The organism is Methylobacterium indicum (assembly GCF_017347565.1).
In the GTDB taxonomy this organism is placed as follows: Bacteria; Pseudomonadota; Alphaproteobacteria; order Rhizobiales; family Beijerinckiaceae; genus Methylobacterium; species Methylobacterium indicum.
Map to the genome: position 1 here is coordinate 13,582 of NZ_AP024147.1, position 25,643 is coordinate 39,224.

Consider the following 25,643-nt stretch of genomic DNA (forward strand, 5'->3'; position numbering starts at 1 on the left):
CCGGAAGCCCGGCCAGGTATCAGGAGAAGGTCTCGACGACCTTGCTGTCGTGAGTGAGGCAGACGAAGGGGCCACCGGTGCCGTGATCGATCGAGGCCGCGGCCACCATCGCGTCGCGCGCCGACGCGCCCATGAACATCGCCCCCATGGCGACCAGCGAGCCCGAGCCGATGGCGATGTGGGGGACGTCGAGGAACGCTGTGCCCTCGCCGCCGTACCACTGGATGCGGCCATCAGGATGGGCGATGAAGCCCTCGCCGCTGTCGCAGAACAGGAAGGGCTTGGCCTTCTTCTTCAGGCTCTCGGTCTCTGCCCAGCCAAGGAAGCTGGTAAGAGCGCCGAGTTCGCCGCAGGCTCCCGCGAGCGCGCCGTCCTTGCGGCGCACCACCTTGGTGACGCGGCCGACGCGGGAGTTGCCTTGCGTGATGCAGGTGTCGCCGACGATCAGGCCGGCCCGATAAACGATGGTGGTCATGGGGTTGTGGTTTTCAGGGTTGATGGAGGGTGAGGGTCTGGTCGGGCGCGATCACGACGCTCTGGCCGATCTCGAGCGTCAGGGGGCCGTCAGCCTGGTGGAAGGTGAGCCTGCCGTCGTCGGCGAACGCCCAGTTCTTGCCCCAGATCAGGGAGGGCCAGACGGGCGGCGTGTTGGCGACGCCCGGGTCCTGTCCGTTCCAGAGCCACAGTCGTTGAGAGGGGGAGGGGAGCATGATGGGGGTGGGCGGCCACGAGGACCGCCCTTCTCCTTGTCGATCAGACGATGTGCAGGACGTTGCTGGCGTATTGAGATCAGAAGCTGTCCATCTGCACGCGATACCAGCCCGAAGAGGTCTTGTGGTAGAGGTGCCCACCAGAGATCAGTGTATCACCATATTCGCCCATCGGGTCGGCGCTGCTGGTCGGCGCCGGCCGGCTCTGCATGTTGAAGTAGCCGAACGCTGCGCGACCGGGCTGCGAGGTGTTCCCGTAGGCGTCGAGCCGGAAGGTCTCGGCGCCGGCGAACCGCCATTGCATCATCCCGTTGCCGATGGCGTCGGGGATCTCGCGCAGGGTGTAGCCGTTGCCGACGTCGAAGGTGATGTACTGGCCGCGGGCGAGCTGGATGGTCGGAGGCGCGCCTGCGCCGCGGTCGACGGGGTTTGCCGCGGCAAACGACAGGCCGGCCTTGTAGAAGTCACCCTGCGGCTTGAGGAGGGTGCCGATCTGGACCTCCCCTACCGCTCCGCCGACACTCAGGCCCACGCCGACATCGGCATTCGTGCTGCCGGGGCCGCTCTTGATGGCCCGTCCGGCCGACAGCAGGAGGATCACGCGCTGGTCGTGCGGATCGCCGTCGTTCGACCCGACGTTGATCTCCATCCCGTGGAGGATGCCTCCTTCGTTCGACGGCCGGCCAGTCTGGTCCGTGGCCTCGGCGTATGCGCCCCACAGCGGGGCACGGGGGCCCATACCGTCACCCAGGGCGTCATTCGGGCGCGAGGCCACGCCGGAGAGCGCCGCGAACTGGCCGTCGCCCCAGGCCGATGATCTGAGGTCGTGCCGGGACCCGAAGACGAACGTGCCCGGGTTGACGCGGCCGACGGTGGTGTAGACCTCCAAGCTCGAGCGCATCTGGGTGCTCGTCATGGCCACCTCGGATGGCGTGGCCTGCCGCTCGAAGGTACCGTCGATCCGCACGGCGGCGGTCTGATCCCAGGCGGTGCCGTGCTTGCCGTAGTATCGCGAGCCGTTGAAGAACGACTCGACCAGGTCGTTGTCCTTGACCTTGACGATCGGATTGTTGACGTCGTTCCCGTAGGAGTTTCCCGTCAGGCGCCACAGGACCGGCTTGGGATCATTGCCGCCGACGGCGCCGTATAGGTAAAAGGCACCAGGTGGAACGTCAACGATACCATTTGGAGCAAACGCCGCATTACGCGCCGATGTGAAGGCACTGCTGTCGTCAGCTGACGGTGAATATTGGGCGCCGTAGTCAGCGACGTTCGGATGTAAATAGGTCACTCTTATTTTTCTTTATTTGGATGTCAACGATCAAGGGCAACCCGGAGATCGCCCTTTTGGCAGTAGTCGGCGTTACGGAAGCGGAGACATGACGACCGAGTACCAGCCGCCCGAGGTCTTGAAGTAGACCCGGTCTCCGTACTTGACCTCGTCGCCATACGACCCGCGTGGATCGCTGCGGGAGGTCGGGACCTCGCTCGGATTGGCGTCAGGGCGGTTGATCACGCCGCTGTCGCGGACGGTCAGGACCGGGTTCTGCCCGACTCGATATTCGAGCCCGGCTCCCGGCTGCCAGCGCAGCATGTGCGAGTTCTCGGCCGAGAAGTCGACGTTGGCACCGGCGCCGGTGCGCAGCGCGACCGCGTGCGCGCCCATCCACATGGCCGGGGCCGCGTTGAAGGCCGCATCGGTGATGCCGGCAGCGACGAGATAGCCGAACTTGGCGTGGCCCTCGCTGGCGAGGCCGTGGACGTTCGAGCAGCGCGAGAAGGCGGTCACCTCGGCGGTTTCGTAATACTTGCCCGCCTTCGGGTCATCCTTGAGGGCGCGACCGACGACCAGGTCCTGCACGAAGCGGATGCCGGCGTCGTCGGCCCGGTTGACCTTGATCAGCACCTCCTCGCCGAGGAGTGCGGCCGACTGGCTCGACATGGTGTTGGTGTAGTCGGCGGTCTCGAGCGCGGCCGACCAGCCGGGCTGGCCGCCCTGGTAGCGGTTGTACTGGAGATAGGCGGCACAGATGTTGCCGTTGGGCCTGGCGACCCCCGTGCGATCGTCGATCACCGAGGTCAGGCCGAAGACGTAGGGCTTCACGTCAGCCGTGACGTTCGTCGACACGCGGACCGTGCTGAGCACGCCCGGGTCGGCGGGGTTGTTCGCGTCCGTATGCGTGACGCTCCGCTGGAAGGTCTGCAGGGCCTGCGAGCCGCGGTTCGTCTGGCCCTGGCTCAGGAACCGACCGCCCTCGTAGGGCAGGAAGGTCTCGACGATGTCGGAGCCGATCACCGAGACGGGGGCGTTGCCGCCGGCGTAGGTGTTGCCGGAGAGCTTCCAGAGCACGCACTTGTTCGGATCAGCCTGGACGTCGGCCCAGAACTGGCCGGGCGGGACCTCGACGACGCCGTTATAGCCGGTGGCGGCGCGAGCGGCGTTGTAGGCCGGGACATCCCATGAGCCGTCCATCCGCGCGCCGTAATCGAGCACGTTGACGGATCGCTTCATGAGGTCAGTGGTATCGACGGTGGACATTGTCTTTTCTCTTTATTAAGAAAGAAAAATGGCAGCACGATGCGGCCATTTTTTGTATTTGATCGGCATAGGGTGGGTGATGGACCGCATGCCGAGGTACCATTAAGACGGCAGGTGACAGGGGATTGCGAGATCGTTGCCGTCGATGTTGATGACGACGTATCCAACCTGGGCGCCGGCACCGCCCTGCCAGCGCATTCCGCCGAGGTAGAGGGTGTCGTTAACCCGGCCGAGCTTCTGGACGATCTGCTGGTCGGCATTGTTCCAGCGGATGTGGTGATCCGTGTTGATCTGGATGGCGCACTTGTCGGCGTTGGGGTCGCCGTTCGGTTTGGTGATCGAGTTGACGTATCCGAGATCGATCAACGGCCCAGAGAAGTCGCCAGTCACCTTCATCACGCTGCCGCTTCTTGGGCTTTGCGTGCCGGGGGCGCTCGTGATGCCTTCGAAGTGGATACCGTTCCAGTATTCACCGCGAAGGAGGATGCCATCCTTATAGACCGTGTTCGGGGTCGTGTTGACGAAGATGCCGCGGGCGAACTCGGTGCGTATGCCATCGGCAGGGTTCCGCTTGTTGGCCGGCAGGAACAGCATGCACCGCATGTCGTTGTCGTCAGTACCAGTGGCAAACACAGACAACTCGGCGCCTAGAGACGAGTTGACCGGATTGGGCTGCAAGTGGTCCTCCCTGATCTCAGCGCAAAAACCCCACATGTCGGCCGAGTCGACGTAAATCTGCTGCGCGTAGCTGGCAACGCCGACATGTCCGAAAAAGAACGGGTCAACCCCCTTATGATACCGAGACTTATTCTCGGTGGTCGCGTTGAGATTCCAGTGGCCGTACTTGGTGCCTTCGAGGACATGGGTGTCGACATTCACCGTGTACGCGACCTTCGTCGGATCGTTGGAGAGCGTTCCTGGCGCTGTCTCGAGCCGGAAATGAATCACTCCCAGATCGTCGTTCTGCTGAGCGTTTTTCGACGCCAGGAGCCTGCTACCCAACGGCTTCCATGTAATGTCAATGTCTTTTCCAAGGAGATCAAAGTTGTTGTCATGATACAACTTGCGCCATGGCTGGTTTCCATCTCCCTTTGTCTTTCGAACGAAAAAGTGTTCGTTGTCGAAAAATGCACCAGCGAACTGCATGGCGTAGTAGTTACCAGCGTTGGTGTGCGTCTGGGAGATCAGGTGACACCAATCGTTAGTGTCGATGGGCCATCCTTCATCTTTTGTCGCCGTGCTGGTCTGCCAGAAGCCGTCATCCAGACGCTGGACGATGTTGTCGATGTTCGTGGTGATCGCGGTTGACATTGTCTTTTCTATTTATTTGAGGAGGACAGGCCCGTAGTAAGGCCGGACACTTTCAGAGGATCAGCTCTCGAGGTGGCACGGCACCCGGAGCCGCGTCCCGTTCAGCACGATCGTGACGAATCCGACCTGCGGACCCGCGGTGCCGTTCCACGGCAGGCCGTCGATGAACATCGTGTCGCCGAGACGCCCGAGCCGCTGGGCAACGATGTGGTCGGCCGTGGTCCAGCTGATCTGGTGGGCGACGTTCATCTTGAGGGCGGTGTTCTCGCCCGCTTCCGTCACGAAGCCGAGGTCGATCACCGGGCCTGAGAAGTTGCCGGTGGCCTTGATCAAGCGCTGAGCCTTGACGGCATCGGCGTTCAGGATGTTCCAGTATTCGCCCTGCAAGAACATCGCGTTCTTGTAGACTTCCTGGCCGATGTCGGTCTTCCAGTAGATGCCCTGCGCGAACTCGGCGTAGCCGCCGTCCTTCGAGTTGGCCGGCAGGAACAGCATGCAGCGCTTGTCGAAGTCGTCAGTGCCGTTGGCGATCACGGTCAGCTCGGCGGCGAGCGAGCCGAAGCGCGGGTTTGCCTCCCCGTGAATTTCCTTCACCTCGGCGGCGATGGCCCAACCCGGCGTGGACCAGACGCTGTGCTGATCGACGTAGGAGGCCTGGGCGACGTGACCCGCTTCCGGCTCGCCATCGGCATAGGTCGCATAGTTCTCAAGCTTCGCGACCAAGGTGAAGTGACCGTGCTTGGTGTCCGGCATTGCGCGGCCGACGACCGAGAGCGAGCTGGAGACGCCCGTGCCGCTCGCATTGAGCACGCCCGGACCAGCATTCACCTGGATGTCGATCGCTGGCTGCGAGTCGCCCTGGGCCTGGCTCTTCTCGACGAGAACGCGCTGCTGAAAGGTGCTCCACTTGATGCCGACGTCAGCACCCAGCGTTTGGTCGGTCACCAACTTGCGCCACTTCGCGCCGTAGCCGGCGTTGATGTCGCCGGCAACCTTGCGGATGAAGAAGTTCTCGTTGTCGGAATATGCACCCGCGAGCTGCAGCGCGTGGTAGTTCTGATCGTTGGAATGTGTAACCGACATCAGGTGGCACCAGTCATTGGTATCCACCGGCCATCCCTCGGCCTTGGTTGCCGTACTGGTCTGCCAGAAGCCTTCAGGCACGCGACCGCCGATGTTATCCCAAGTTCCTATCGTCATTTCAATTTTTCCGTCATGATGATGTGTGGGGCCAGCCTATAGGCCAGCCCATGTTGCATCAGGAGATCAGTTTTCGAGATGGCACGGCACCTTAAGCCGCGTCCCGTTCAGCACGATTGTGACGTAGCCGACCTGCGCACCCGCGGTGCCGCTCCACGGCAGTCCGTCGATAGACATCGTGTCGCCGAGACGCCCGAGCTTCTGGGCGATCTGGCCGTCCACGGTGCTCCAGCGGATGTGGTGGTTGGCGCTAACTTGGAGTGCGCAATCGTTGCCGGCTGAATAGGCGGAGCCGAGATCGATGATCGGCTGCGAGAATTCGCCACCGTCGACCTTGATCAGCGACCTGGCGTGGAACTGCTGACGCTTGGTCGGATCGGCGTTCAGACGATCGTCGTGGACGCGAAGGACGTACTCGTAGTCGCCTTCGAGCAGCATGGCGTCCTTGTAGATCGTATGCGGCGCGGTCTTCCAGAATACACCCATCCCGAACTCGGTCAGGGTGGTGTCGTCGATCATCTTGTTGGTCGGCAGATACAGCATCGTGCGCTGCCGGTGGGCATCGGTGCCGTGCGCGACGACCGACAGCTCGGCGCCGAGCGACGCATAGATGGGATCGGCCGACTCGTGGTACTCCCGGACCTCACCACAGAACGCCCACATCGGCGCGTTCTGGATGTTGCGCTGACGCCCATAGGCACCAACGGCAACGTGTCCGAAGAAGACGTCAGTTCCCTCATTGTAAACGCTCTCGTTCTCGACGAGAACGTTCAAGGCAAAATGCCCGTGCTTGGTGTCGGGCTTCACATAGCCGTTGACCGTGACGGTGTTGCTGATGCCGTTGCCGCTGGGATTTCCGAAGGCGTCTTTACCATTAACGACGCCTGGGCCGCAATCGGCCCTGAACTCGATGACCGGCGTGCCTTCGAGGTGTCTCTGCTTCTTGGCAGCCAGGATCCGATCCTGATAGATGCCCCAATGGATACCCGGCAACTCGAGAAGTGCGCCAGGATCAGTCGCGGTATCGGTCGCGCCGTGCGTCTCCCAGAGAACGGTCTTGGTGCCGAACAACTGAGAGGTGTTGTACGTCCACTGGCCAGGAGGGATCACGATGCGCGAGCCGGCCGGCGCCTCGTTGTAGGCGATTTGGAAGGCGTAGGCGTTCGCGGCGGGCTTATCGTATGTGCCGTCGTACGGCCCATCCTTCGCGCCGTAGTTGGCCACGGAGGTGTATTTCAGGTTTCCGCTGTGCCACAGCTCGCGCCATGGTTGGGTCGCCGGCTTCGTGAGATCGGGGGCCTGGGCCTTGCGGACGAAGAAGTGGTCGTTATCGAAAAACCCGCCGGCGATCTGCAGCGAGTAGTAGTTGGCAACATTGCTATGCGTTGTTGCCAGCAAATGAGTCCAGTTATTACTGTCTTCAGGCCAGCCCTCTGCTTTTGTTGCCGTTTCGGTCTGGTAGAAACCATCGGCAACGCGCTGTGTTATGTCGTCCTGAACATTTGACACTATTTTTGTTTCCTGATTATTCTGATGTTATTTTTGCGGCTTCAATAAACAGCTGATCGACCTGCTCGCTCTGAAGAGAGAGGGCGGCAGCCATCTGAGCGATGTACGGGCTCGATCGACTCCAGAAGACGGCGTCGTTGAGCCAGACATCGATCTCGCTGGTGGCGTCTTGTGCCACCAGGTCGAGAACACGGGACCATAGGCCGGCGCGCTTGAGCATGATCTTGCCTTGCGCGCGAGAGACCTGGGTAGGAATGAAAGGCGGAGGGGTGTAGGCGACGACCTTGCCATCGACCCGGCGCCAGGCGCCGGGGTTCGAGGCCAGCGCCCTCCACTCCTCCTCGGTGATCTCGACGGCGTCCTCGGGCACCCTGGCGTTGCGCCCGGTCACAACACCTTCGTCATCAACCTGATCCGGGAAAGCGAAATCTGGATAAAAACCCATAGCGCTCCCCGCATCGCTGAAAATTGCATAGACTTTCATGCTCACCATCCAAAGGCGACGTAGTTGATGCGGATATAATCATTTCGCGTTCTGTTTGGAGCGTTGACCCAACATCCAGTGTTGCTGTTCGTGTCGATCGTTTGAACGACACCAGCATTGTGATTGTTGAAATCACCGTTACTAACAATAACCACATGGCATGTGTTGTTGAACGCGACGGCGAACGGCAAGAACCCATTGCCGATCTCGTCAAGCCCCAGGACGGCGGTTCCGATCTGGAGCTGCGCTCCGTTCGGGAAGCTCTGGAGAATGTAGTAGGGGTCGATGCCAGACCACCGGGTGGGAGCGTTTTGCTCGGTCAAGATCCGGTAGGAGCTGCCGCCCCACGACCATCCTCCGACCCGCATCTGGTTGTCCTGGCCGAGACCGAAGTTGATGCCGTGTTGCCCATTGATGAGGAAGGACATCACCGCGTCATGGCCTGGGCCGGCGCTTTGGACCTGGATGTTGCCCTTGTCGTAGCCATCCGTGAGCGACCCGGTGGTCGTCATGGCATAGACCCTCCTGGCCTCGAAATCCCCGTTGACGTCGAGGGTGCGCAGTGGTCCAGACTTGTTGATGCCGACCCGGCTGTTGTCGGCCCAGATCATCGGCTGACTGGTCTCGTCGCTGCCCTTCGGCAGGATGGCGATCGGGCCATTGCCGGAGATGCGGTTCCAGGTGTCCGACGTGTCGCCATGGAAAAGGATCTTCGGATCGCCGCCAGAGCGGGTGATCTCCACGATCTCAGGATCCAATCCTCCCTTCTGTCCCCGGCTCACGCCAGGCTCGACGTAGGCCGGAGGGTATCCGGCATAGAGGGGTGAAGATCCCGACTTTGACCCTGACACCCAGCGCACCTGGTTGGTGGCGCTCGTCAGGTAGATCAAAGACGCTCCGTTCGAGGCAGAGACGTCCAGGCTCGTCAGGCGCACCGGGGTATCACCGGACACGACGATGACGGAACGTCCCGGGACGGGATCGCTCATGCGGCCCGAAATCTCGACCTGGCCGGTCACCTCGGGAGCGATCAGGGCGAAGTTGCCTGTCAATCCCTTGCCGTGCAGACCGACGCGGATATCGTCGCTGTTTGCCCCTGAGACATAGAGGAGCGAGTCGCCCGCCCCATCTCCCACGATGGAGCCGATGTTGACGCCGCGGGCGTTCTGCAGCGCAACGACAGTGCTGAAGGCGATGGAAGGTGCGCCTACCATCATGATCATGCGCGCATCAAGAGCCCGAGCGGACGGGTCTGGGTCGATGAGGCGCAGTCCATTCCCGACGTTCAGCATCGTAAGCTGATCGATGGAGATGGCCGAGGAGAGGCGCCCGGTCGCTGGCGACGGAACGATGCTCAGATGAGAGTTGCTCGGGTTTCCGTCGATGTCGCCGACGTAGATGATGCCGCCCTTGAAGACGCCGACACCTTCCAGAGAAGGACCTGAAAGACCGTAGGCACCGTCGAGGTAGGTGATGGCGACATCGTTGACGTCACGCCACACGGGAGCCCATGAGTCGAAGTCGTTATGCAAGCCGTCGAGGTGACCCCAGAAGCCCGTGAAGCCGCTGTTTCCATTGTCCGTGAACAATGACTGCGCGGTACGCGGCTTGCTCAAGTTGACACCGCGAGAAGTTCGAATAACCCCCTTGATACCGCCCGTCGTCGGCTCACCGGTGCGGGCACGGCTCACCCGCAAGAGCCGTCCGGCATAGTTCTCGCCTGTGAGGTCGACCGTGTAGCCGGAGACGCCGGAGACGCGGATCGCCTCCTGGCCTCCGGCCTCGACCACCTCGGCGACAGACCCGTAATCGACCGGGTAGGGTTTGGAAGATCCCCAGCCCGCGAAAGGACCGCCCTCGACGAAGCGAGCCTTGATCGTAAGCTGCTGTGCGTTGTGGAAGTCGAGCACCCGCATCGGGATCTTGTCGGTGGTGAGAACCGCCTCGGAGGCGTCGAACACCATCCCGATCCGTCCGCCCAGGTCGATGTCGACCGGGCTTGCGATGCGGTAGCGACCGGACGGGATATGCAGGGCCGCGCCGGAGCCGGCCGCGATCCACGCATTGACGGCAAGCTGCAGCCGCGGGCCGTTGTCGGTCCCGGTGCCGATGTCGGTGCAATCGGCGACCATGCCGCCGCCGAAGCGGGGATCTGCCGCGTTGATCTCCCGCAGACCTAGTGACCGGCGCGCAGCCAAGAAGTCAGCGTTCGAAAGGTCGGTGTTGGCCTTGCCGTTGACCATGGCGCGGTCGGCGTCGCTCAAGGTCCCGGTATCACCCTTCAGTCCCTGGATGCCCTGGATGCCCTGGTCACCCTTGGGGCCCTGGTCACCCTTGACACCTTGAATGCCCTGATCGCCCTTGATGCCAGGGATGCCCTGGAGGCCCATATCTCCCTTGTCGCCTTTGGGGCCGGTGACCCCGTCCTGGCCGGGAATGCCCTGGATGCCCTGGTCACCCTTGGCGCCGGTCAGGCCGATATCACCCTTGTCGCCCTTCGGGCCGGTGAGACCGATGTCGCCCTTGTCGCCCTTCGGGCCGTCGTAGCCCTGGAGGCCGCGCTCGCCCTGGATGCCCTGGTCGCCCTTGTCGCCCTTGGCCCCGTCGACACCGTTCGTGCCGTTGGTGCCCGGGACGCCTTGAATCCCCTGGTCGCCCTTGGCGCCAGTGAGGCCGATGTCGCCCTTGTCGCCCTTTTGGCCCTGGATGCCCTGGAGACCCTGGTCACCCTTCGGTCCGGTGTCGCCGCGGTCGCCCTTCTCGCCCTTCTCGCCTGGCGCGCCGTCGGCCCCGTCGAGGCCATCGGTACCAGCGACCCCCTGGTCTCCCTTCGGGCCCCGCTCGCCCTGGGGACCGCGCTCACCGGTCAGTCCGATGTCGCCCTTGTCCCCCTTGATGCCGGGGATGCCCTGGTCGCCCTTCTCGCCTTTCGCGCCCTGGTCGCCGGTCAGACCGCGCAGACCCTGGAGACCCTGATCGCCGCGAGGACCCTGCTTGCCGACGGGGCCGCGGATCTTGCCGACGTTGACCCACCGGGTCTCGTCCCAGGCGTATCCGTCGCCGGCCGCATAGCCGTAGCCGGTCCCATCCATGAGGTAGAGGTCGCCGGGCTCGCCGCCGATCGGCAGCAGCGTCGGGTTGTCGAGGCTGCCGCGAATATGCGTGCTGGCGCCTTGCGCGCCGCGCTCACCGCGCTCACCGCGCGGACCTTGCTCGCCCTGAGGGCCGGTCTCGCCGATCAGGTTGATGAAGGGGCCCCAGTCGTCGGGACCGCGCAGGCGCAGGTAGGTGCCCTGCCACTGGTGTTCGATCCCGAGACGGGAGAGCAGCTCGCGCACGCCCGCAAGCGCGGTCTCGGCGCGGGCGGCATCCTGGTCTGCCCCGGCGACCGTCTCCTCGATTCGGGAGAGCTGGTCGGTGAATTCGTCCTTGAGGGAGGTGTACTTCTTGATGACGCGACGCGCGTCGTCGAGGAGGGCGCGCAGGATCTCCAGCGCGACCTGGTAGTCGATGGCCATGATGTGGGGACCTTCGGCGCTTCTCGCCGTGGCACCCCTTGAGCAGGCTCGAGATCGCACCCCTGAACGGGTGCCCAGGGGTGCTATTCTTGTTGTTGGGGAGGGTTAGATGCCGGCGCCTTCGAAGGCGCGGACCCACATCCCGCAGATGCCCGAGCGGACGATGTCGTCGAGCTCGAACTCGATGATCGGGATGGGGAGACTGTTCGACTTGGTGAGGTGGATGACCGTGCGAAGGCCGGAGGTCTCGCGCAGGTCGGTCTGGGACACGTCGCCGTTGATGATGACCTGGGTCCCATCCCCGATGCGGGTGAGGAACATCTTGATCTCGGCCGGCGTGGTGTTCTGGGCCTCGTCGAGGATGACGATGGCGTTGTCGAAGGTGCGGCCCCGCATCACCTCGAAGGGGACGATCTCGATGTCTCCGGCCTTGACCGCGACGTCGAAGGCGCCCGCACCCATCCGCTCCTTGATCGTCTCGGTGAGCGGGACCACCCAGGGGGCGATCTTCTCCTCGAGGGTGCCCGGGAAGAAGCCGAGCGAGCGGCCGGCGGGCACGTTGGGGCGGGTGATGACGATCTTGCGGATCTCGCGCTTGCGCAGGCGATCGGCCGCGTGGGTGCCGGCGATGTAGGTTTTGCCGGTGCCTGCGGGGCCGAGCACGATGATCTGCTCGGCGACTCGCAGCGCGTCGAGATAGTCCGACTGGTGCGGGGTCATCGGCCGGATCGGCGGCAGCTCGCGCTCGACTTGGTGGCGCTGACGCACCGGGCGGCGCGTCGAGATGTCGTGATCGTCCTGGAAACGGGTGGGGCGACGCTTCTTCACAGCGGCCTCTGGAGTATGAGCGATCGGGGTTGGCATTTATGCAAAGAGAAGGTCGCCACTCCCCCTCCCGACCCCCTCGTCGACCCTTGGAGTCGACTCGGTGGAACTGATGCTATCGGTCGTATTCGGACTTATACCTTAGCGGCACCCTGGCGGCGCCCTCAGAGAGCAGGTCGTGGCGCTTGGCCATGGCCATCAGCTCATCGATCCGGGCCCACACCGCCTCGCGGTGATCGGGGAATTGTCCACCCAGGTGATGCACGCCGGGGATACCGTCGAAAGCATGGGTCCCGACATCCTCCATGGCGTACTGGCCGATGATCTCGATGCGGTAGGCGGTGCGGCTGAACGGGTTCAGGCGGTTGCAGGCCTCGAGATCACGCAGGAGCCGGCGGTGCCGGACACGCTCGATGAAGCGCTGAATGGTGCTCATGGCTCAGAACGTCGAGGACGGGACCGTCACGTTGAGATCCGAGCGGTTCTCGGAGCGCAGCTGGACCTCGAGGCGTAGCGTCGGCTGGCCGTTCGAGTCGTAGGGCTCACCAAGGAAGCGCACGGCGCGGACGAACTGGTTGGTCTCGGTATCGAGCACGGCGTCGGTGACGACGATCTGGCGCGTACCGTCGATGGTGATCTTCTGGATGTCGATGGCGACGGTGGTCACGACGGGAGCTTTCCGGTTACGCGGTGGCGGTGGTGGAGGTGAAGCATGTTCTGCGTCGAGACGTAGTCTAGGAAGGATACCTCCTCCTCGCGGCTCATGCAGCGGGAAGTGATCCAGCGACCGTCATCAAAGACGAGGGTGGCGGTGCCGATGTGGACGACCCGCTTGGCGAGCGGCGCGATGGCGCGAAACAGCGGGCGGCCGGTCAGGCGATGGTGGACGTAAGTCATTAGAGCACCATCCAGTCGGTGGCGAAGAGATCATCCTGATCGGGCTCCCAGTTGCGCGGGCGCCCTTCATCCGGGATCATCTTCAGGAACGAGAACTTCTCCTCGTCGGGATAGGCGACGGTGATGACGCTACCCCAGCCGGCGCGGCGCGCCTGCGTCCCGGGGCTGGCCTTCAACACGCGGAGGATTTCGGAGAAGTCGAGGTGGCAGCGCATGTCGCTGCCTACCATCGGTTTGGCATTTGTGCAAATCAGAGGTCGAGCGAAGTCCCGGGCGGGAGGACGACCTTGAGGTGGATCATGGGAGGCTGCGGAATTGTGACCCAGATCATGGTCGGGTCGTTCGGGTCGGCCTCGACCTTGATGTCGGTGATGGTACCGAGTTTATTCAGCTCATCGAGGTAGCCATTTATGATCTTGCGCACGATATGCAGGTCGACGCCATCGTTCAAGGCGAAGACGTCTGTCTCGGTTGTCATGGATGAACATCTGCCAAGTGGCATCCGCAGAGGGATTCGAACCCCCAACCCCCGGTTTTGGAGACCGGTGCTCTGGCCAGTTGAGCTATACGGATAAAAAGAGGCCCACCGAAATGGCGGGCCGGAGTGGTTTGCGTTTAAGGCCTAGACAGAGGCGGTCGAAAGAACTACCTCTGTCCACTTGTTGCATTCCTGCTAATAGGTGTCAACCTGCCATACAGGATGCCGATGGCCTTAGTCGATAAGCCAGGCGCTGCCGTTGCAGGAGACGGCTATCGCCAGGCTGCCGCCGCCGGAGACCACCGATCGGCGCGCGTCCGAGGTCGCGTCGAGCACGAAAGCCCGTGAGCCCGTCGTGCCGCCGTCGCAGGCCGGCAGGTTCGAGACGAACCTCGTCTGGTTCTGAATGACCCCGTAAAGGTAGGTCTTCACGACGTTGAAGTTGCCCAGAACGGCCTGGTTGCTGCCGGTCGCGGTAGCCTGGAAACCGACCGCCGTGACGTTGGAGTAGTTGACGTTGAGCAGGGCCTGGTCGCCGATGGCGGTGTTCTGGGACCCATCCACGTTCGAGAGCATCGCGTCCCGGCCAACCGAGACGTTGTAAGAGCCGCCATTGGTGTGGAGCTGGCTGGCATGACCGATCGCGACGTTGGCAACACCGTTGATCGACGATGCCAAAGCCAGGTAGCCGACCGCGGTGTTGATGATGCCGTAGACGTTGGCGGTGAGAGCGCCGTTGCCCACGGCCACCTGGCCGTTCGATCGCGTCTGCCGCAGAGCCTCGTAGCCGACCGCGGTATTATCCGCGGCGGGATTGCCTTCCGCAGTCGCGGTGCCGCTCATTGTCCCGCTGATGGCGTTGAAGCCGATCGCGGTGTTGTTGCTGCCGACGGTCAGGTTCATGCAGGCGTTCATGCCATAGCATGAGTTCCGGCTGCCTGAGGTGATCTCCTGGCCGCTCCAGGACCCGACATGCGTGTTGCCCAGTCCCGTGGCGTAGGTCGGCGTGAAGTCGTCCAGCCCTGCCGCCCCGTGGCCGATGGCAACGTTTCCGCCGCCGCCCGACTGATACGCGCGACCGGCGTTCGAGCCGATGCCAGTGTTGTAGTTGCCGCTGTCGAGGTTCTGGAGCGCGTTCGATCCGACCGCGACATTCGATCCGCCGTTCGTCCTCAGGGCGCCGAGGGCGAACGATCCGAACGCCGTGTTCTCGTTCTGCTGCGGATTGCCCGCCAGCGCACCGATGCCGAATGCCGTGTTGTAGACGTTGATTCCGGCGCCGGCATTCACATCGAAGGTGTAGGGACCGGCCATGTTCCAACGAGAGGTGTTGGAGTAGACGCTGGTCGATTGGGCGAGAACGGTCGCCGGCGTAAGAGCGATGCCGGCGACGAGGACAGCAAGAGCGATCCGCTTCATGATCGGCTTCACTTGCCCTGCTCGGTGGCAGGCTTGTCCGTCGGCTTCGGTGCAAAGGCCTCCTGCAGCTTCGTGTTGGCGACCTGGGCTGCCTGCATGGCGCGCCGCGCCTCGGCTCCGGCCACCTCAGCCTGAACGAGGCTGGTGAGCTCGACGTAGGTCAGGGTGACCGTCGCCTTCGGATCGATCGCCGGGGCGCCTTGCGCGAAAGCGGTGACAGCCGAGACGTTTAGGATAGAGGCGATGATGAGTGACTTGAACATGATGCTTCTCTTTGGATGAGAGATAGCTGGCCCGCAGGCCAGCTATCGACGATCAGATGCAGCCGACGACGATGCCGTTGCGTGTGGTTACGCGCTCGACAATGGTGCGTTCGGCGTTTCAGATCAGCTGATCAGTATTGATTCTGGGTCTGCCGATGGAAGCAGCCATCCGCCTGCGGGCTCCAGCCCCAGTCGTTCGGAGGCGCCGAGACGTTGCAGATGAACTGGACCGCCTTGCCCTGGCCGTCCGGGAACGTGCCGCCCTGGTACTGCACGAACTTCGGATCCGAGACGCGGACGGTCATCACCGTCTTTCCCTGCCCGATCGCGCCGATGTAGGCGCCGAGCACGCGCCAGTGGCTCGGATCGGGGTCGAGCGTGACGCCCGCGCCCGCACCGACCTTCTGGTGGTTGGACTTGATGAGTTCCTTGATGCGCGGCAGCATGTCGAAGTCGACCTTGCCACCAGCGTTGCCGAACACGAAGAAGCCCGTGTTCATATTGCGAACGTCGTCGTCCGAGCAGAACAGAGGGTTGTTGACGTCATCGTATCCCGGGCACCAGCCGTTGTACGTCTGGGTCGGAAAGTAGGCATCGCGGCCGATATTGATCTGGTAAAACCAGGTCTGCTCCAGCTCCGGGTGACCCGGGTGGTTGTCGGTCTGCAGCACGATCGAGTAGACGTACTGCGCATACTGGTACGCACAATCCGAGCTGGTCTGGAAATACTGCGGCCGCAGGATCACGGAGCCGTAGAGGGAGCCGAGTTCGGAGATGTGCGCCGATTTCTGGAAGCCAGGGTTGGGGCTGTCCAATCCGTTCGGTTGCAGGAACAGGTCGCGCTCGTGCTCGCAAGTCTGGTTCGACTGAGCCAGCTCGTAGACGTTGCTGAACTGGGCGTCCTGCGAATCCGTCGCCTCGAACTTCATCCGGGCATAGTCGTTGGCGATCGTCCAGGGGACGCCCGAATTCACCGCGGGTTGCAGGTCGAGGTACGTGCCCCACTGCGCGATGTTCCAGAGCGGGGTGACCCCGGCCGGGCCGGAGATGCCGAGCGGGTGGGTGGTACCCTCCGGCGTCGAGTAGATCGTCACGGTGGGAGTGAGAGGCTGCATCAGGTCCGTCTTCTGCGCGAGCGCGGGAGAGGCCATCGCAAGCATCGCGACGACTAGGTATTTTAAGATCTTCATGATTTCCTTCGGGTTATCGGGCTCACTCGGCCCGATCCATGTCACGGCCCCGATGAGCCGTAAATCTATGATCGAGGACACCCCGTGAATGGGTCGGTCCTTGATTGATTCTCTTCGATCTTGTCGCTAAGCACCGGACCAAGAAGGTCATCCACGATGCGCTGCATCATCAGGTTGATGACGGCGCGCTCGAGGGCGGTCAGTCGCTGCTCGTTGCGGCGCTCCTGCTCGTCCTTGGCGCGCAGGCGCTTGGCCTTGGCCTCGCGCTCCTTGGCCAGACGTTCGTTACCGATGGCGCGGAACCTGGCGGCACGCGCCTCGTGGCGCTGGGCCTTCTCGAGGTAATCACTGGTCATTGGCGGGGGTTGCCTCGGAGGTCGATGGAGAGCCTGGGCGGATCGACGAGCAGGAAGCCGGTGGCCTCGACGAACTCGTCACGCATCTTCGGCGTCATCGCTACGACCGGATAGACCGGCGAACGCTTCCACTTCGGGGCGAAGGGCCAGAGCTGCATGATCTCCCCGCCACGGCTCAGGATCTCGAACACGAACTCGCCGAGCGAGGCCTTCGACAGCGTGAGCCGGCGGCCCTCGTGCTCCGCGATGTGGTAGTAGCGCCCGCCCTGTTGAGCGAGCATCGGGGTCATCTGGAGGCTCATGCGAGCGCCCGTCCGATCCCGGCCCAGGCCTGGTTGATGTCGGGCTCCGCCTTGCGGCTGTCCTCCAACTCCAACACATCGATGTTCCACTTGAGCTGCTCGTTCTCCTCCTGGACCTCCGCAATCGCCTCGCGGAGCGAATGGAGCACGTCCATGAGGCCCTTGACGTCCTCGATTGCGCGCTCGAACTCGGCCCGGGTCGCGCCCTGCGCGGGGAACCGCTTCTTCTCGTGCTCGAGCCAGCGCAGCGTGAACTCGCCGGGCATCAGAGGTTTCGGAGCGACGGTGATCATCGAGGGGTCCGCGCTGGAGGTGGTGAGAAGGGGGAGGCTCGAACTCCCCATGCACAGAGGCGCAAGATTTACAGTCTTGTGGGCGTCCGCCCGCCCATCCTTCTCGAAACTTGGTACCGGGGGCAGGATTTGAACCTGCGGCAAGAGGGATATGAGCCCTACGCTCTACCTGGCTGAGCTACCCCGGTGAAAGGTTCGGCTGGTGGCCTTCAATCCACCCTGGTTACCTGCGCCGTACAGGCCCCCGCACTTGCGCACCACCCTGCACCCGGTCAGACGGCAGGGGGTGGCGGGCCGAAGGCTATGGGAAGGGCGCTGACCACCCCGTTGCTCCCGGAAACCCTCGGGCGACCTCGGTTACGCGGCCGGCGTGAACGTCGCCTCGCCGCTGTCGATCTTGGCCTGCATCTCGGCCTGGGCCTTCTCGCGCGCCTCGTCGAGCTGACCCTGGATCTGGGAGCCGACCGCATTGATCAGCGGCTGCGCGATCTTCATCGGCAGCTCCGGGATCGCATTGGCGATCTGGTTCCACTGCGACAGCGGAAGGGAAACAGCGAGAACGGGGTCCATTAATCAAGCCTGGTTGGAGTTGTGGGCAGCGCAGATTCTGCCGCTCTACAGTTCTTATGCCTCAATCCAGTCCGAATGTCAAGGAAGTTTGGCATTCGTGCAAAGCGAAAGACAATCGACAACGGCGAAAAGGCCGGCTCTTCCAACAAGAGCCGACCTTCTCGAATGCCATACAGAGGAAAGGTTAGATGCTGTGGTGCAGCGGGCCTGGTCTACGTCGCCTTTGGCAGGAATGCAAGTCCGGGCTGGGATCGGATTTGCGGGTCTCGGGATGGGTCGGGCGGTTCCGTCTGGAGTTCGGAACCGCCCTGGCGCATCCGCATGCCTTCGAGAGCACGAGATCCATGTAACACTGGTGTGGCATCCATGCAAGGGGGACGGTCAATCTTAACCCCTGGCCGGCCATGGGATTGAAACCCGGGAATTTCCGACGGTTCGCAACATCCGCGATCTGAAAGAGGCCGACGCCTTCTTGATGCGATCAGGACCGGGGGAGGGGGCGATGGTATATCGGGAAGAATGGGGGTCACATTAGTAGGGAGGTTAGTCGTGGTGCCCCTGGGTCACCCACAAAAAAACCGGGGGGCCGGTGGCGGCCGGATTTTCGGCCCGGATTTTCGGGTCGAGCCGACGCGGGTTGAGCCGGCCCGGTTCGATCCGCTCCGGCTATGGCGTGTGCGAGCGGGTCGAGCGGGGCGAGCAAGGTCGAGCGAGCGAGGGCGCGAGGGGATGACAGAACGTGCGGCGCCCGCGCGTGGGGCAGTCCCGCGCTAGATGTGCCCTAGGATGCGCGACGTTCGCCCGTGACGGCGTTTCTCGCCCTCTCCTAGCCTACCCTAGCCGAGAGGGTGCGCGGCCCGTGTACGGGGCTGCTAAGCGATGCGATGCGAGTTTGCGATTTGTGCAAAACTTTTTTTCTCAATCATATCAATGAGTTAGCCCCGAAACCCCTTGCATGAATGCCAAACGCCAGAAAATTTTGTTGGAACCGGGCTCAGACTCAGGCATTGAAAGCACATGGAAGTTGATCGGGCGCCCCACGGGGCCCCCCCGGCCTCTCCCGGGCTCTAGGCCATAGGCCCTAGGCCCATGCTCTTTCTCATCGTGAAATCCGCAAGCCCCGTGTGGGTGCGCAGTCCCGACATAGTGCCGCGAGGCACGGTTGCAGGGAACCCGTATTTCTACCGCTGCGTAAGCAGGGGGTAGGAACCAAGGGGAGAGCTGTGCGCAAATCACGGGTTTTCGGTTGGACCCTCCGAACGGTTCCAACCGGTAGCGTCAAGAGGATGGGCGCTCCCCCTAGCGGCTTACGGGCCGTTACGGGGTGCGCCCCGCAGAAAGCGCACCGATTTGCAACCTCGCAAAATGGTGATCCAAATGACCAACATTCTCGCTCAGAACGCCGTCGCCCTCGAGTCGTCGGTTGCTGCCCTCCCGGTTCCGGCCGACAAGCCGGCCCGCGGGCCGCGCCCGGTCGATGACAACGTGTCCGAAATCGCCCTTGGCGATGCGGTCAAGGCGGCGAAGGGCGTCGATAAGCTGTCGTGGAACTTCTCCGCTTCGGTCCTCGCAATGAAGCTGGAAGGTCTCGCCCGTGCCATGAAGCGCGGCGACAACTTCCAGCCCAACAAGGACCCGCGCAAGGTTCCCGGCAAGGTGTCCGAAATCGCCTCGCAGGTGCAATACACCTTGGAGGCGAAGGCGGTTCATGCCGGCATCGTGGTCTATATCGGCACCGAAGCCGGCGTGGCGGAAATCGCCACCATGCCGAACGGCACGAAGGAGCAAAAGGCGGCCCGCAAGTCGGCGGCGCTCTTGGTGGCGGATGCTTCGTGGTTCCACGAAGGCAAGCCGGTTTCCAAGAACATCAACCCGGCTAAGGACACGTCCGGCAAGTATATCGGTGCGATCCAGAAGGCTCGCACGAATGCTTTCCGGGCCGCGAAGGAGACGAGTGATTTCATGCTCGGCCATATCTTCATGAACGATCCCGACTTCGTGCGGCGTTCGTTCGTGCCGGCCGGGAATGATGCGCCCATCGCCTTCGGTCGCGAGCAAATCGACATGGTGCGGGCCTACGTCGCCGATACCTACGGCGCCACGTTCGCAGAAGTCGAGGCCGCCCGCCGCGCCGGTCGCCCCCCGGCAAAGCCCAAGAGCGATAAGGTCGACTCGCTTTTCAAGAGCGCGGCGGCCCTCACCTTGGACGAACTGTTGAAGCTGACGACCATGCTCCAGCAACGTTGCGGCGAGTTGGCGGCGACGGCCCGGGACGCGGACGAGGTGTCCGGCGATTGGGACGTGCCCGCGCTGGACACGGAGTCGGACGATGCGGCCCCGGCCCGCACCGGCACCGAAGGCTAACACACTGGACATGCGGGAGGCTTTCGAGCCTCCCGGCGCCCATCCTCTTGACGCTACCATGCTTGCGGATTTGCACGAAAGCCAAACCTACCTAGCCCCTTGGGATCACTTCCCGAGGGGCCTTGTCGCGTCTCAATCACGGGTTTTCGGTTGGACCCACCGAACGGGAGGCACCAAGTTGCAAAGCTTCTGGGTTGTCCAGATCACCTACCGGACAGCGGACGGGGGAACGGCGCTAATCGGCCCCTACTACGCCGTTGCGGACTGCGAGCAAATGGCATTCCGCAGGGTGGAGGCTTTCCTCCCCCGCCGGTGCCGGAACGTGGTCGAGAAAACGGTGGAGCCGTGGTGCTCCCCCTGGGTGGCGCCACCGCCACCGCCTCCGAGCCCGGAGGTTGTGGAGATCCGCGAGTTCATGGAAGCGGCCCGCGAAGACCAGCGGGACGCGCACCATCACGACAAGATCGGGGTCCGCAAGGTGCCCGAGCCCAAGAGCATCTATGCCCCGGCCGCGATGAGCCGGATCAGCACCATCCGCAAGCCGTGGAAGCCATGGACGCGGCGCACCTCCGAGATCCCGACCGTCAAGGGTTGGTGATCCGGCAGACACGACCCGAGGCCCTGGGATCACTTCTCCGGGGCCTCCAGCCGTGCCTGGAGCACGAGAACCAGCCAGTCAAAGAGGATCGGCCGGATGCATCAACTTCCCGCCCACCTGACCGGTCGCAACTTCACCGCCGATGAGGAGGTGAAGCTGTCACCCGAGGATCAACGCATCCTGGATGAGTACCGGCAGTGGTGGCGCGATCACGACGCCAAAGAGCAGCGGATGCGCGACCTTATCCGCCTCGTGCATGGCGCGGCCGATGACGCGCTCGCCGCGCTCGAGATCGATGCCAAGGACGTCGCCATCCGACGCCTCAAGCGCATCACCCGCCTGATCGATGCGGAGGCGCCCGACTGCGCCCTCCCGCGTCACCTGCGCCAGAAGCACGACTGAAGGAGCCGCCATGAGCGAGCAACCCGACCACATGCCCGAAGTGCGCCGTCGCCTCCGCGGCATCCAGTTCAAGTACGGCCCGACGCTGACACCCACCGACACGGTGGAGATCGGCAACCGCTTCAACGAGGCGGTGGCGCTGGACCCGAGCGGGCGCCAGGCGCTGCACTACCTCGACGACCTGGAAGAACGCCTCGCCCCCATGAAGTCCTGAGCTTTGCGGACCGCGCCCTTTCGAGGGCGCGCACCGGAGCGCTTAGACTCCGCACAAGGGGATCACCATGAACCACCACGACATCATCGAACGCGAGATGCCCGCGGGCGAGAAGCTGGCCTGCGCTGCCTGCATCCTCCTCCTCTGGTTCGCCTTCGTCTATGGCTTGCTCATGCTCGCCGATGCCGTCATCAAGAGCACGCACTGATGGTCGCCGCTCTCTGGGGCCTCTACCTGTCCGGATGGGGCCTGGCGTGCTACATCGTGCTCCACCTCCCGGCCTGACCGGGCGGCTAGGGATGGGGAACGGGTGCGGAGGACGCCTCTCGTGCATCCCGGTTGCAAGCTCCCCATTCGCGAAGCCAAATAGCTCTGTCAGGCGTCGGCAGGGCGCTAAGGCTTAATCCGTTCGGACTAGACCGAATGGCCTAATCCACCCCCGTTGAGGCCCATTTCAGGGGCTTCCGGTTGTGCCTGGGTTGTATAAACACCGCGAAAAGCGCCATCCTGGCCCCCATCACGTAATCAGCGGTTGAATTTCGCCCCAAAACGGGCCTGATAGGGGCCTCCAAGGTACCTCCGAGGTGCCTTCCGGGGCCTGGAAATGTAAATTCGCTTTTGTCGGAGACGACGCGAGAGCGCGCCGACCTTATGGCTTCGTGATGGTGATGATGGGGTGGCGCACCTTCGGGGTGGCGCTGCCCTCTCTTGTGCCTGATCGAGGGACGTTGGTGACCAAGCTGACGATCCCAAGCGGTTGGGTGTCTTCCCCTTCTATGGTTTCTTTCCCTATGGGGTGTTGATGCCTTCCAAGGGGATCGGCCGCCTTTTTGGAAAACGAGGTTCCCATGTCTGACAAGCCGCGCGAGCCCTACGTCACGGTGGGCACCCTGTCGCTCATCGAGGGCGTGGTGTTCCTGATCTTCTCCTACGCCTGGTTCTGGCCTGAGCACTTCGGGCTCTGGATCGGGACCATCGCGAAGGCGTATCGCTCTACGGTTGGGTGATCCCTTCCAAGGGGATCGGCCGCCTTTTCACAGAGGGGAACACCATGAAAGTTCACGCCGTCATCGAGGTCGTCCCAGGACAGGAGGCGCATCCTGTCATCCACCTGTTCAAGGAGGCCAAGGATGCCAACGACTGCGCCGACCGGATCAAAGACGAGAACGGTCCGGACTGGGAAGACAACGTCTGGGTCGACGTTCAGGAGCTATTCGTGACGTAGCCATTTCCCACCAATGGGATCGGCCGCGAACCCGGGGTGATGCCTCCTTGCAACGGTGGCGCCACCCCTTTTTCATGCCTGCAAAACACTGCTTGGCATCCATGCCAACGCAGCCTATCAGGCCGGGGTCCAGGGGTTTTCTCCAAATCTCTGCAAAACCCCTGAGGCGTCCGAAAATCCCCTTAGCCGATGCGCTCGAGGATTTTCCGACGGCTCACAAACCGTTTATTTCTCATTTATGGAGGGTTTTTTCGATGAGCGAAAAGCCAGCCTACAATCACCAGATGCTGCTCGCCTTCAGCGTCGTGTCGAACGACCGGAAGGGCAAGGACATCACCCCGGCGATGCTGCGGGCGGCGCTCATGCAGCGCATCAAGGATCTCGACGAGAACAACGAGTGGGACGAGGCCTGCGGCCCGCCCGAGGACACCTACAAGGTCGAGGACTGAGCCATGCGCCAGACTGTCCTTGCCGGTTGCGGCCGATGCTTCTTCTCGGGCCGCGAATTCCACGTCGATCCGATCTGCCGGGAGCACGGAAAGCGCATGTTGAAGGTCGACACCTCCAAGCTCCTGCCGATCGAGCAGGCGCCGAAGGATGGAACCTGGATCTGGGCCTACTATCCGCCGGTGCCACCGCCTCCCGGTCCTAGACGCGGATGGTCCACCAGAGGCGTGCCTGAGAAGATCGTGCCGGCACGGTGGGGAACCCCTCACGTCGGTAACTACGTCCCGCACTGGCTGATCACCGGAATCTGGACCCCTGGTCCTGACCCCACCCACTTCTTCCCGATGACGCAACCTCCGATGATCGAGGAGTGATCCCATGCAGCTCAACCGCTACCAGAAAGCCGCGATCATGGCCTACAACCCGGACGAGTTCGGCTACATGCTCAACCTCACCGGTGACGCGCTCGAGCGCGCCCTGAAGGAGTGCGGCGACGGCTTCTTCGAGTACATCATGGTCGAGCTGTCCACGTCCGAGGGCTGCACCAGCCTGACCGACGCCATGGACCGCTGCGCCTCGATGGTGCGCGACCTCGGCCGGGTCTGTGAGCAGATCGAGCTCGACATGCCGATCCTGCCGGCGGCCACCTGCAACGTGAGCGAGAGGACATCCACCGCCAACGCCTTCGATCACTGAAACCTCGGCTGTGGCGGCTTGTGGGTCCGGGAGGGCAGTGGCATCTGTAAGGCCCTGCTACCACCTTGGATTGACCACGATGAGCCAGCCCCAGACCGACCCCGACCTCGCCAAGGCGATCGGCAGCATCATCATCGGCATCGGTGCGATGGCTCTCGGCTTCCTGGCCCTGTGCATCGCTTTCCCGCCGCTGGGGATCTGGATGATCATCAAGTTCCTGTAAGCCCAAGAGAGCCCTGCGACCTCCACCTTCAGATCTGAGGGTGGAGCACGGAGCGCTTTCGAGCTTCCATTCCCAAATCTTGCAACCGACCAGGAGGATCGGCCGCGATGGCGTACGTCCTGATGTATCGCATGCGCGACACGGAACCCTGGCGCTGGGCTACCACTACCCGCAGCGCCAGTCTCGCGATGCTCGAACAAACCGAGCAGCGGCGGCAACTGAGCCGCATCATCAAGGTAGTGAAGTGCTACGCCGACCAGGCGCGGCAAGTCATCGAGGAGCTGTCCCAGTGAGGCAGTATTGAGCACCCAGCGGCCATCTGATCATCGGCACCGCCGACGTTCTCCTGGCCACCGCAAACATCCAGGGCTTCGCCAGCACCGGCGAGCCGATCTACACGGGCGAGAGCGAGGTCGACTGGGACACCCAGACCGGGCGGACCAAAGACGGCAAGCCGATCTACGTCTGCGACGCAGGCGAGGAGTGGACGCTCGACCAGTGCGTCGCCGAGGAACACCCTCGGACCTGAAATTGGCTCTTGTGCATTCGTGCAAAGGCCAGTACCAACGAGATCCCCGCAAGGGGTAGCGACATCAGACCGACCTGCATGTGATACCCATGGTCTGGGTGTCTGTTGTCGCAATGCTTCTTTCGTCTAGCGGTCAAGGACGCCGGCAAGCTCGGGGAGCCAGCCGGAAACGGAGGTTCGAGTCCTCCAAGAAGCGCCAAGCTCTCGTCGTCTAGTCGGGTCAGGACACCGGTCCACATACCTCGTTGTTACCTCCCCTGTAGCCTACGTCGCTGCAGTTGTGGCCATCGGGCAAGTGGAAGCAACCGGAAACCGAGGTTCGAGTCCTCGTGAGAGCGCCACCTTTTCTACCACCGGATCAGGACCATGCAACGGAACGCGAAGTGCGTGCGCCGCTACCATCTTCTGCGGTTTGACGACATCACGCGCGCCATCCGGGTCGAGACCGATCCGGTGCGCGTCGACTTTCTCCGCCGCCTCCGCGGCTTCCACGAACGACAGGCGAGGGACGCGATGATCGACGACGTTGAATACGCCCGTATGCGCCGCCGCCTGGTGCTCGAGGCCCTGCGCAAGCGACGCGCCACCCATCTCGGGCGGGCCGCGGTCAGCGTGCGCTGCCTGCACGACACCATCTACGCGATGATCGCCCTGCGCCGGGTGCGGCGTCTGGAGCGCTTCCGGGCCTCGAAAGCCGCGACAATCGCGCGCATCTTTGGCACAAATGCCAAAAACCGCTTGACTTTTGAAAACGCTCCAGACATCGCTCCGTGAGCGTTTCGACGCGAACGCCGCAGATAGCGAGATTGAGCACTCACCTTTGAGATCGTGGCTAAGCCTTTCCCAGCCAGGGATGAGGTTGGTCTCTCGGTCAAAGCCACCTCCCTGGCCGGTCAGCCATCGGAAGCCTCGCAGGGATCGTGGATATAGGTAATAGGGATCGGCCGGGGGTTGAGCCTCCGGTCATCAAGATCCGGCGTGGGCCAGGTGGTGATCACCCACCCTGCGGCTGTCGGAAACAGCGCGTGATGCCAGCGAGGGGCTCCGCGTCGATCATGAGGTAGCCGGTCCACATCCTCTG

General features: G+C 63.0%; 35 protein-coding genes and 5 tRNA genes. 15 read left to right on the forward strand and 25 right to left on the reverse strand.

Annotation, left to right across the window (positions count from 1 at the left end; translation table 11 throughout):
• Positions 1-19: 19 nt before the first annotated feature.
• The 25 genes from miv_RS31140 to miv_RS31260 form a co-directional block, all read right to left on the reverse strand.
• Complete coding sequence (locus miv_RS31140) at positions 20-475, reverse strand: hypothetical protein (RefSeq protein WP_207183932.1); 456 nt, start codon at positions 473-475, stop codon at positions 20-22.
• A 13-nt stretch (positions 476-488) separates the two neighbouring features.
• Positions 489-710, reverse strand: a complete 222-nt coding sequence (locus miv_RS31145; RefSeq protein WP_207183933.1) for a hypothetical protein — start codon at positions 708-710, stop codon at positions 489-491.
• 79 nt (positions 711-789) lie between these two features.
• A complete protein-coding gene (locus tag miv_RS31150) occupies positions 790-2,001 on the reverse strand; it encodes a hypothetical protein (protein ID WP_207183934.1) in 1,212 nt (403 codons plus the stop codon).
• Between the two features lie 72 nt (positions 2,002-2,073).
• On the reverse strand, positions 2,074-3,222 hold the full coding sequence (locus tag miv_RS31155) for a hypothetical protein (RefSeq protein ID WP_207183935.1): 1,149 nt from the start codon (positions 3,220-3,222) through the stop codon (positions 2,074-2,076).
• 129 nt (positions 3,223-3,351) lie between these two features.
• Positions 3,352-4,560, reverse strand: coding sequence for a hypothetical protein (locus miv_RS31160; RefSeq protein WP_207183936.1), 1,209 nt, complete (start codon positions 4,558-4,560; stop codon positions 3,352-3,354).
• Between the two features lie 60 nt (positions 4,561-4,620).
• Complete coding sequence (locus miv_RS31165) at positions 4,621-5,724, reverse strand: hypothetical protein (RefSeq protein WP_207183937.1); 1,104 nt, start codon at positions 5,722-5,724, stop codon at positions 4,621-4,623.
• Positions 5,725-5,826: 102 nt separating this feature from the next.
• Positions 5,827-7,269 (reverse strand): hypothetical protein, encoded by a 1,443-nt coding sequence (locus tag miv_RS31170; RefSeq protein ID WP_207183938.1) that lies wholly within the window; start codon positions 7,267-7,269, stop codon positions 5,827-5,829.
• A 16-nt stretch (positions 7,270-7,285) separates the two neighbouring features.
• Positions 7,286-7,753: a hypothetical protein gene (locus miv_RS31175; RefSeq protein WP_207183939.1), complete on the reverse strand. Its 468-nt coding sequence runs from the start codon at positions 7,751-7,753 to the stop codon at positions 7,286-7,288.
• A gap of 2 nt (positions 7,754-7,755) precedes the next feature.
• Positions 7,756-11,271: a collagen-like domain-containing protein gene (locus miv_RS31180; protein ID WP_207183940.1), complete on the reverse strand. Its 3,516-nt coding sequence runs from the start codon at positions 11,269-11,271 to the stop codon at positions 7,756-7,758.
• A gap of 105 nt (positions 11,272-11,376) precedes the next feature.
• Complete coding sequence (locus miv_RS31185) at positions 11,377-11,991, reverse strand: PhoH family protein (protein ID WP_244749136.1); 615 nt, start codon at positions 11,989-11,991, stop codon at positions 11,377-11,379.
• Positions 11,992-12,211: 220 nt separating this feature from the next.
• On the reverse strand, positions 12,212-12,532 hold the full coding sequence (locus miv_RS31190) for a hypothetical protein (protein ID WP_207183942.1): 321 nt from the start codon (positions 12,530-12,532) through the stop codon (positions 12,212-12,214).
• 3 nt (positions 12,533-12,535) lie between these two features.
• Positions 12,536-12,763 carry a hypothetical protein gene (locus miv_RS31195; protein ID WP_207183943.1) on the reverse strand — a complete coding sequence of 76 codons (228 nt, stop codon included), beginning with the start codon at positions 12,761-12,763 and terminating at the stop codon, positions 12,536-12,538.
• Positions 12,760-12,993 carry a hypothetical protein gene (locus miv_RS31200; RefSeq protein ID WP_207183944.1) on the reverse strand — a complete coding sequence of 78 codons (234 nt, stop codon included), beginning with the start codon at positions 12,991-12,993 and terminating at the stop codon, positions 12,760-12,762. Before miv_RS31200 ends, miv_RS31195 begins: the two co-directional genes overlap by 4 nt.
• Positions 12,993-13,208: a Thoeris anti-defense Tad2 family protein gene (locus miv_RS31205; protein ID WP_207183945.1), complete on the reverse strand. Its 216-nt coding sequence runs from the start codon at positions 13,206-13,208 to the stop codon at positions 12,993-12,995. The genes miv_RS31200 and miv_RS31205 overlap by 1 nt, the downstream gene beginning before the upstream one ends.
• A gap of 35 nt (positions 13,209-13,243) precedes the next feature.
• A complete protein-coding gene (locus miv_RS31210) occupies positions 13,244-13,471 on the reverse strand; it encodes a hypothetical protein (RefSeq protein ID WP_207183946.1) in 228 nt (75 codons plus the stop codon).
• 18 nt (positions 13,472-13,489) lie between these two features.
• Positions 13,490-13,566, reverse strand: a tRNA-Trp gene (locus miv_RS31215).
• A 139-nt stretch (positions 13,567-13,705) separates the two neighbouring features.
• Entirely contained in the window at positions 13,706-14,902 is a 1,197-nt protein-coding gene (locus miv_RS31220) for a hypothetical protein (protein WP_207183947.1), read from the reverse strand.
• Complete coding sequence (locus miv_RS31225) at positions 14,899-15,153, reverse strand: hypothetical protein (RefSeq protein WP_207183948.1); 255 nt, start codon at positions 15,151-15,153, stop codon at positions 14,899-14,901. Before miv_RS31225 ends, miv_RS31220 begins: the two co-directional genes overlap by 4 nt.
• Before the next feature lie 131 nt (positions 15,154-15,284).
• Positions 15,285-16,343, reverse strand: a complete 1,059-nt coding sequence (locus tag miv_RS31230; protein ID WP_207183949.1) for a hypothetical protein — start codon at positions 16,341-16,343, stop codon at positions 15,285-15,287.
• 65 nt (positions 16,344-16,408) lie between these two features.
• Entirely contained in the window at positions 16,409-16,699 is a 291-nt protein-coding gene (locus tag miv_RS31235; protein ID WP_207183950.1) for a hypothetical protein, read from the reverse strand.
• Positions 16,696-17,001: a hypothetical protein gene (locus miv_RS31240; protein WP_207183951.1), complete on the reverse strand. Its 306-nt coding sequence runs from the start codon at positions 16,999-17,001 to the stop codon at positions 16,696-16,698. Before miv_RS31240 ends, miv_RS31235 begins: the two co-directional genes overlap by 4 nt.
• The gene (locus miv_RS31245; protein ID WP_207183952.1) at positions 16,998-17,267 is read right to left on the reverse strand and encodes a hypothetical protein; all 270 of its coding nucleotides are present in this window, start codon (positions 17,265-17,267) and stop codon (positions 16,998-17,000) included. The genes miv_RS31240 and miv_RS31245 overlap by 4 nt, the downstream gene beginning before the upstream one ends.
• A gap of 47 nt (positions 17,268-17,314) precedes the next feature.
• Positions 17,315-17,399: transfer RNA gene (locus miv_RS31250), tRNA-Tyr, on the reverse strand.
• Positions 17,400-17,405: 6 nt separating this feature from the next.
• A tRNA-Met gene (locus tag miv_RS31255) sits at positions 17,406-17,482 on the reverse strand.
• A gap of 169 nt (positions 17,483-17,651) precedes the next feature.
• On the reverse strand, positions 17,652-17,864 hold the full coding sequence (locus miv_RS31260) for a hypothetical protein (RefSeq protein WP_207183953.1): 213 nt from the start codon (positions 17,862-17,864) through the stop codon (positions 17,652-17,654).
• 1,377 nt (positions 17,865-19,241) lie between these two features.
• Between miv_RS31260 and miv_RS31265 the strand changes: the two genes are divergently transcribed.
• From miv_RS31265 to miv_RS31335, 15 genes are all read left to right on the forward strand, one after another.
• Positions 19,242-20,228 (forward strand): hypothetical protein, encoded by a 987-nt coding sequence (locus miv_RS31265; protein WP_207183954.1) that lies wholly within the window; start codon positions 19,242-19,244, stop codon positions 20,226-20,228.
• A gap of 415 nt (positions 20,229-20,643) precedes the next feature.
• Positions 20,644-20,826 carry a hypothetical protein gene (locus miv_RS31270; RefSeq protein WP_207183955.1) on the forward strand — a complete coding sequence of 61 codons (183 nt, stop codon included), beginning with the start codon at positions 20,644-20,646 and terminating at the stop codon, positions 20,824-20,826.
• 96 nt (positions 20,827-20,922) lie between these two features.
• Positions 20,923-21,228 (forward strand): hypothetical protein, encoded by a 306-nt coding sequence (locus miv_RS31275; protein WP_207183956.1) that lies wholly within the window; start codon positions 20,923-20,925, stop codon positions 21,226-21,228.
• A gap of 10 nt (positions 21,229-21,238) precedes the next feature.
• Positions 21,239-21,442: a hypothetical protein gene (locus tag miv_RS31280; protein ID WP_207183957.1), complete on the forward strand. Its 204-nt coding sequence runs from the start codon at positions 21,239-21,241 to the stop codon at positions 21,440-21,442.
• 67 nt (positions 21,443-21,509) lie between these two features.
• Positions 21,510-21,650, forward strand: a complete 141-nt coding sequence (locus tag miv_RS31285) for a hypothetical protein (RefSeq protein WP_207183958.1) — start codon at positions 21,510-21,512, stop codon at positions 21,648-21,650.
• A gap of 640 nt (positions 21,651-22,290) precedes the next feature.
• Entirely contained in the window at positions 22,291-22,449 is a 159-nt protein-coding gene (locus miv_RS31290; protein ID WP_207183959.1) for a hypothetical protein, read from the forward strand.
• A 44-nt stretch (positions 22,450-22,493) separates the two neighbouring features.
• Positions 22,494-22,667, forward strand: a complete 174-nt coding sequence (locus miv_RS31295) for a hypothetical protein (protein ID WP_207183960.1) — start codon at positions 22,494-22,496, stop codon at positions 22,665-22,667.
• Between the two features lie 254 nt (positions 22,668-22,921).
• Positions 22,922-23,116, forward strand: a complete 195-nt coding sequence (locus miv_RS31300) for a hypothetical protein (RefSeq protein ID WP_207183961.1) — start codon at positions 22,922-22,924, stop codon at positions 23,114-23,116.
• A 3-nt stretch (positions 23,117-23,119) separates the two neighbouring features.
• Positions 23,120-23,488: a hypothetical protein gene (locus miv_RS31305; protein WP_207183962.1), complete on the forward strand. Its 369-nt coding sequence runs from the start codon at positions 23,120-23,122 to the stop codon at positions 23,486-23,488.
• Between the two features lie 4 nt (positions 23,489-23,492).
• Complete coding sequence (locus miv_RS31310) at positions 23,493-23,810, forward strand: hypothetical protein (protein ID WP_207183963.1); 318 nt, start codon at positions 23,493-23,495, stop codon at positions 23,808-23,810.
• A 79-nt stretch (positions 23,811-23,889) separates the two neighbouring features.
• Positions 23,890-24,033 carry a hypothetical protein gene (locus tag miv_RS31315; protein ID WP_207183964.1) on the forward strand — a complete coding sequence of 48 codons (144 nt, stop codon included), beginning with the start codon at positions 23,890-23,892 and terminating at the stop codon, positions 24,031-24,033.
• A 107-nt stretch (positions 24,034-24,140) separates the two neighbouring features.
• Complete coding sequence (locus miv_RS31320) at positions 24,141-24,326, forward strand: hypothetical protein (protein WP_207183965.1); 186 nt, start codon at positions 24,141-24,143, stop codon at positions 24,324-24,326.
• 351 nt (positions 24,327-24,677) lie between these two features.
• Positions 24,678-24,761: transfer RNA gene (locus miv_RS31325), tRNA-OTHER, on the forward strand.
• Between the two features lies 1 nt (position 24,762).
• Positions 24,763-24,903, forward strand: a tRNA-OTHER gene (locus tag miv_RS31330).
• A gap of 25 nt (positions 24,904-24,928) precedes the next feature.
• Positions 24,929-25,336, forward strand: a complete 408-nt coding sequence (locus miv_RS31335) for a hypothetical protein (protein ID WP_207183966.1) — start codon at positions 24,929-24,931, stop codon at positions 25,334-25,336.
• Positions 25,337-25,643 lie beyond the last annotated feature (307 nt).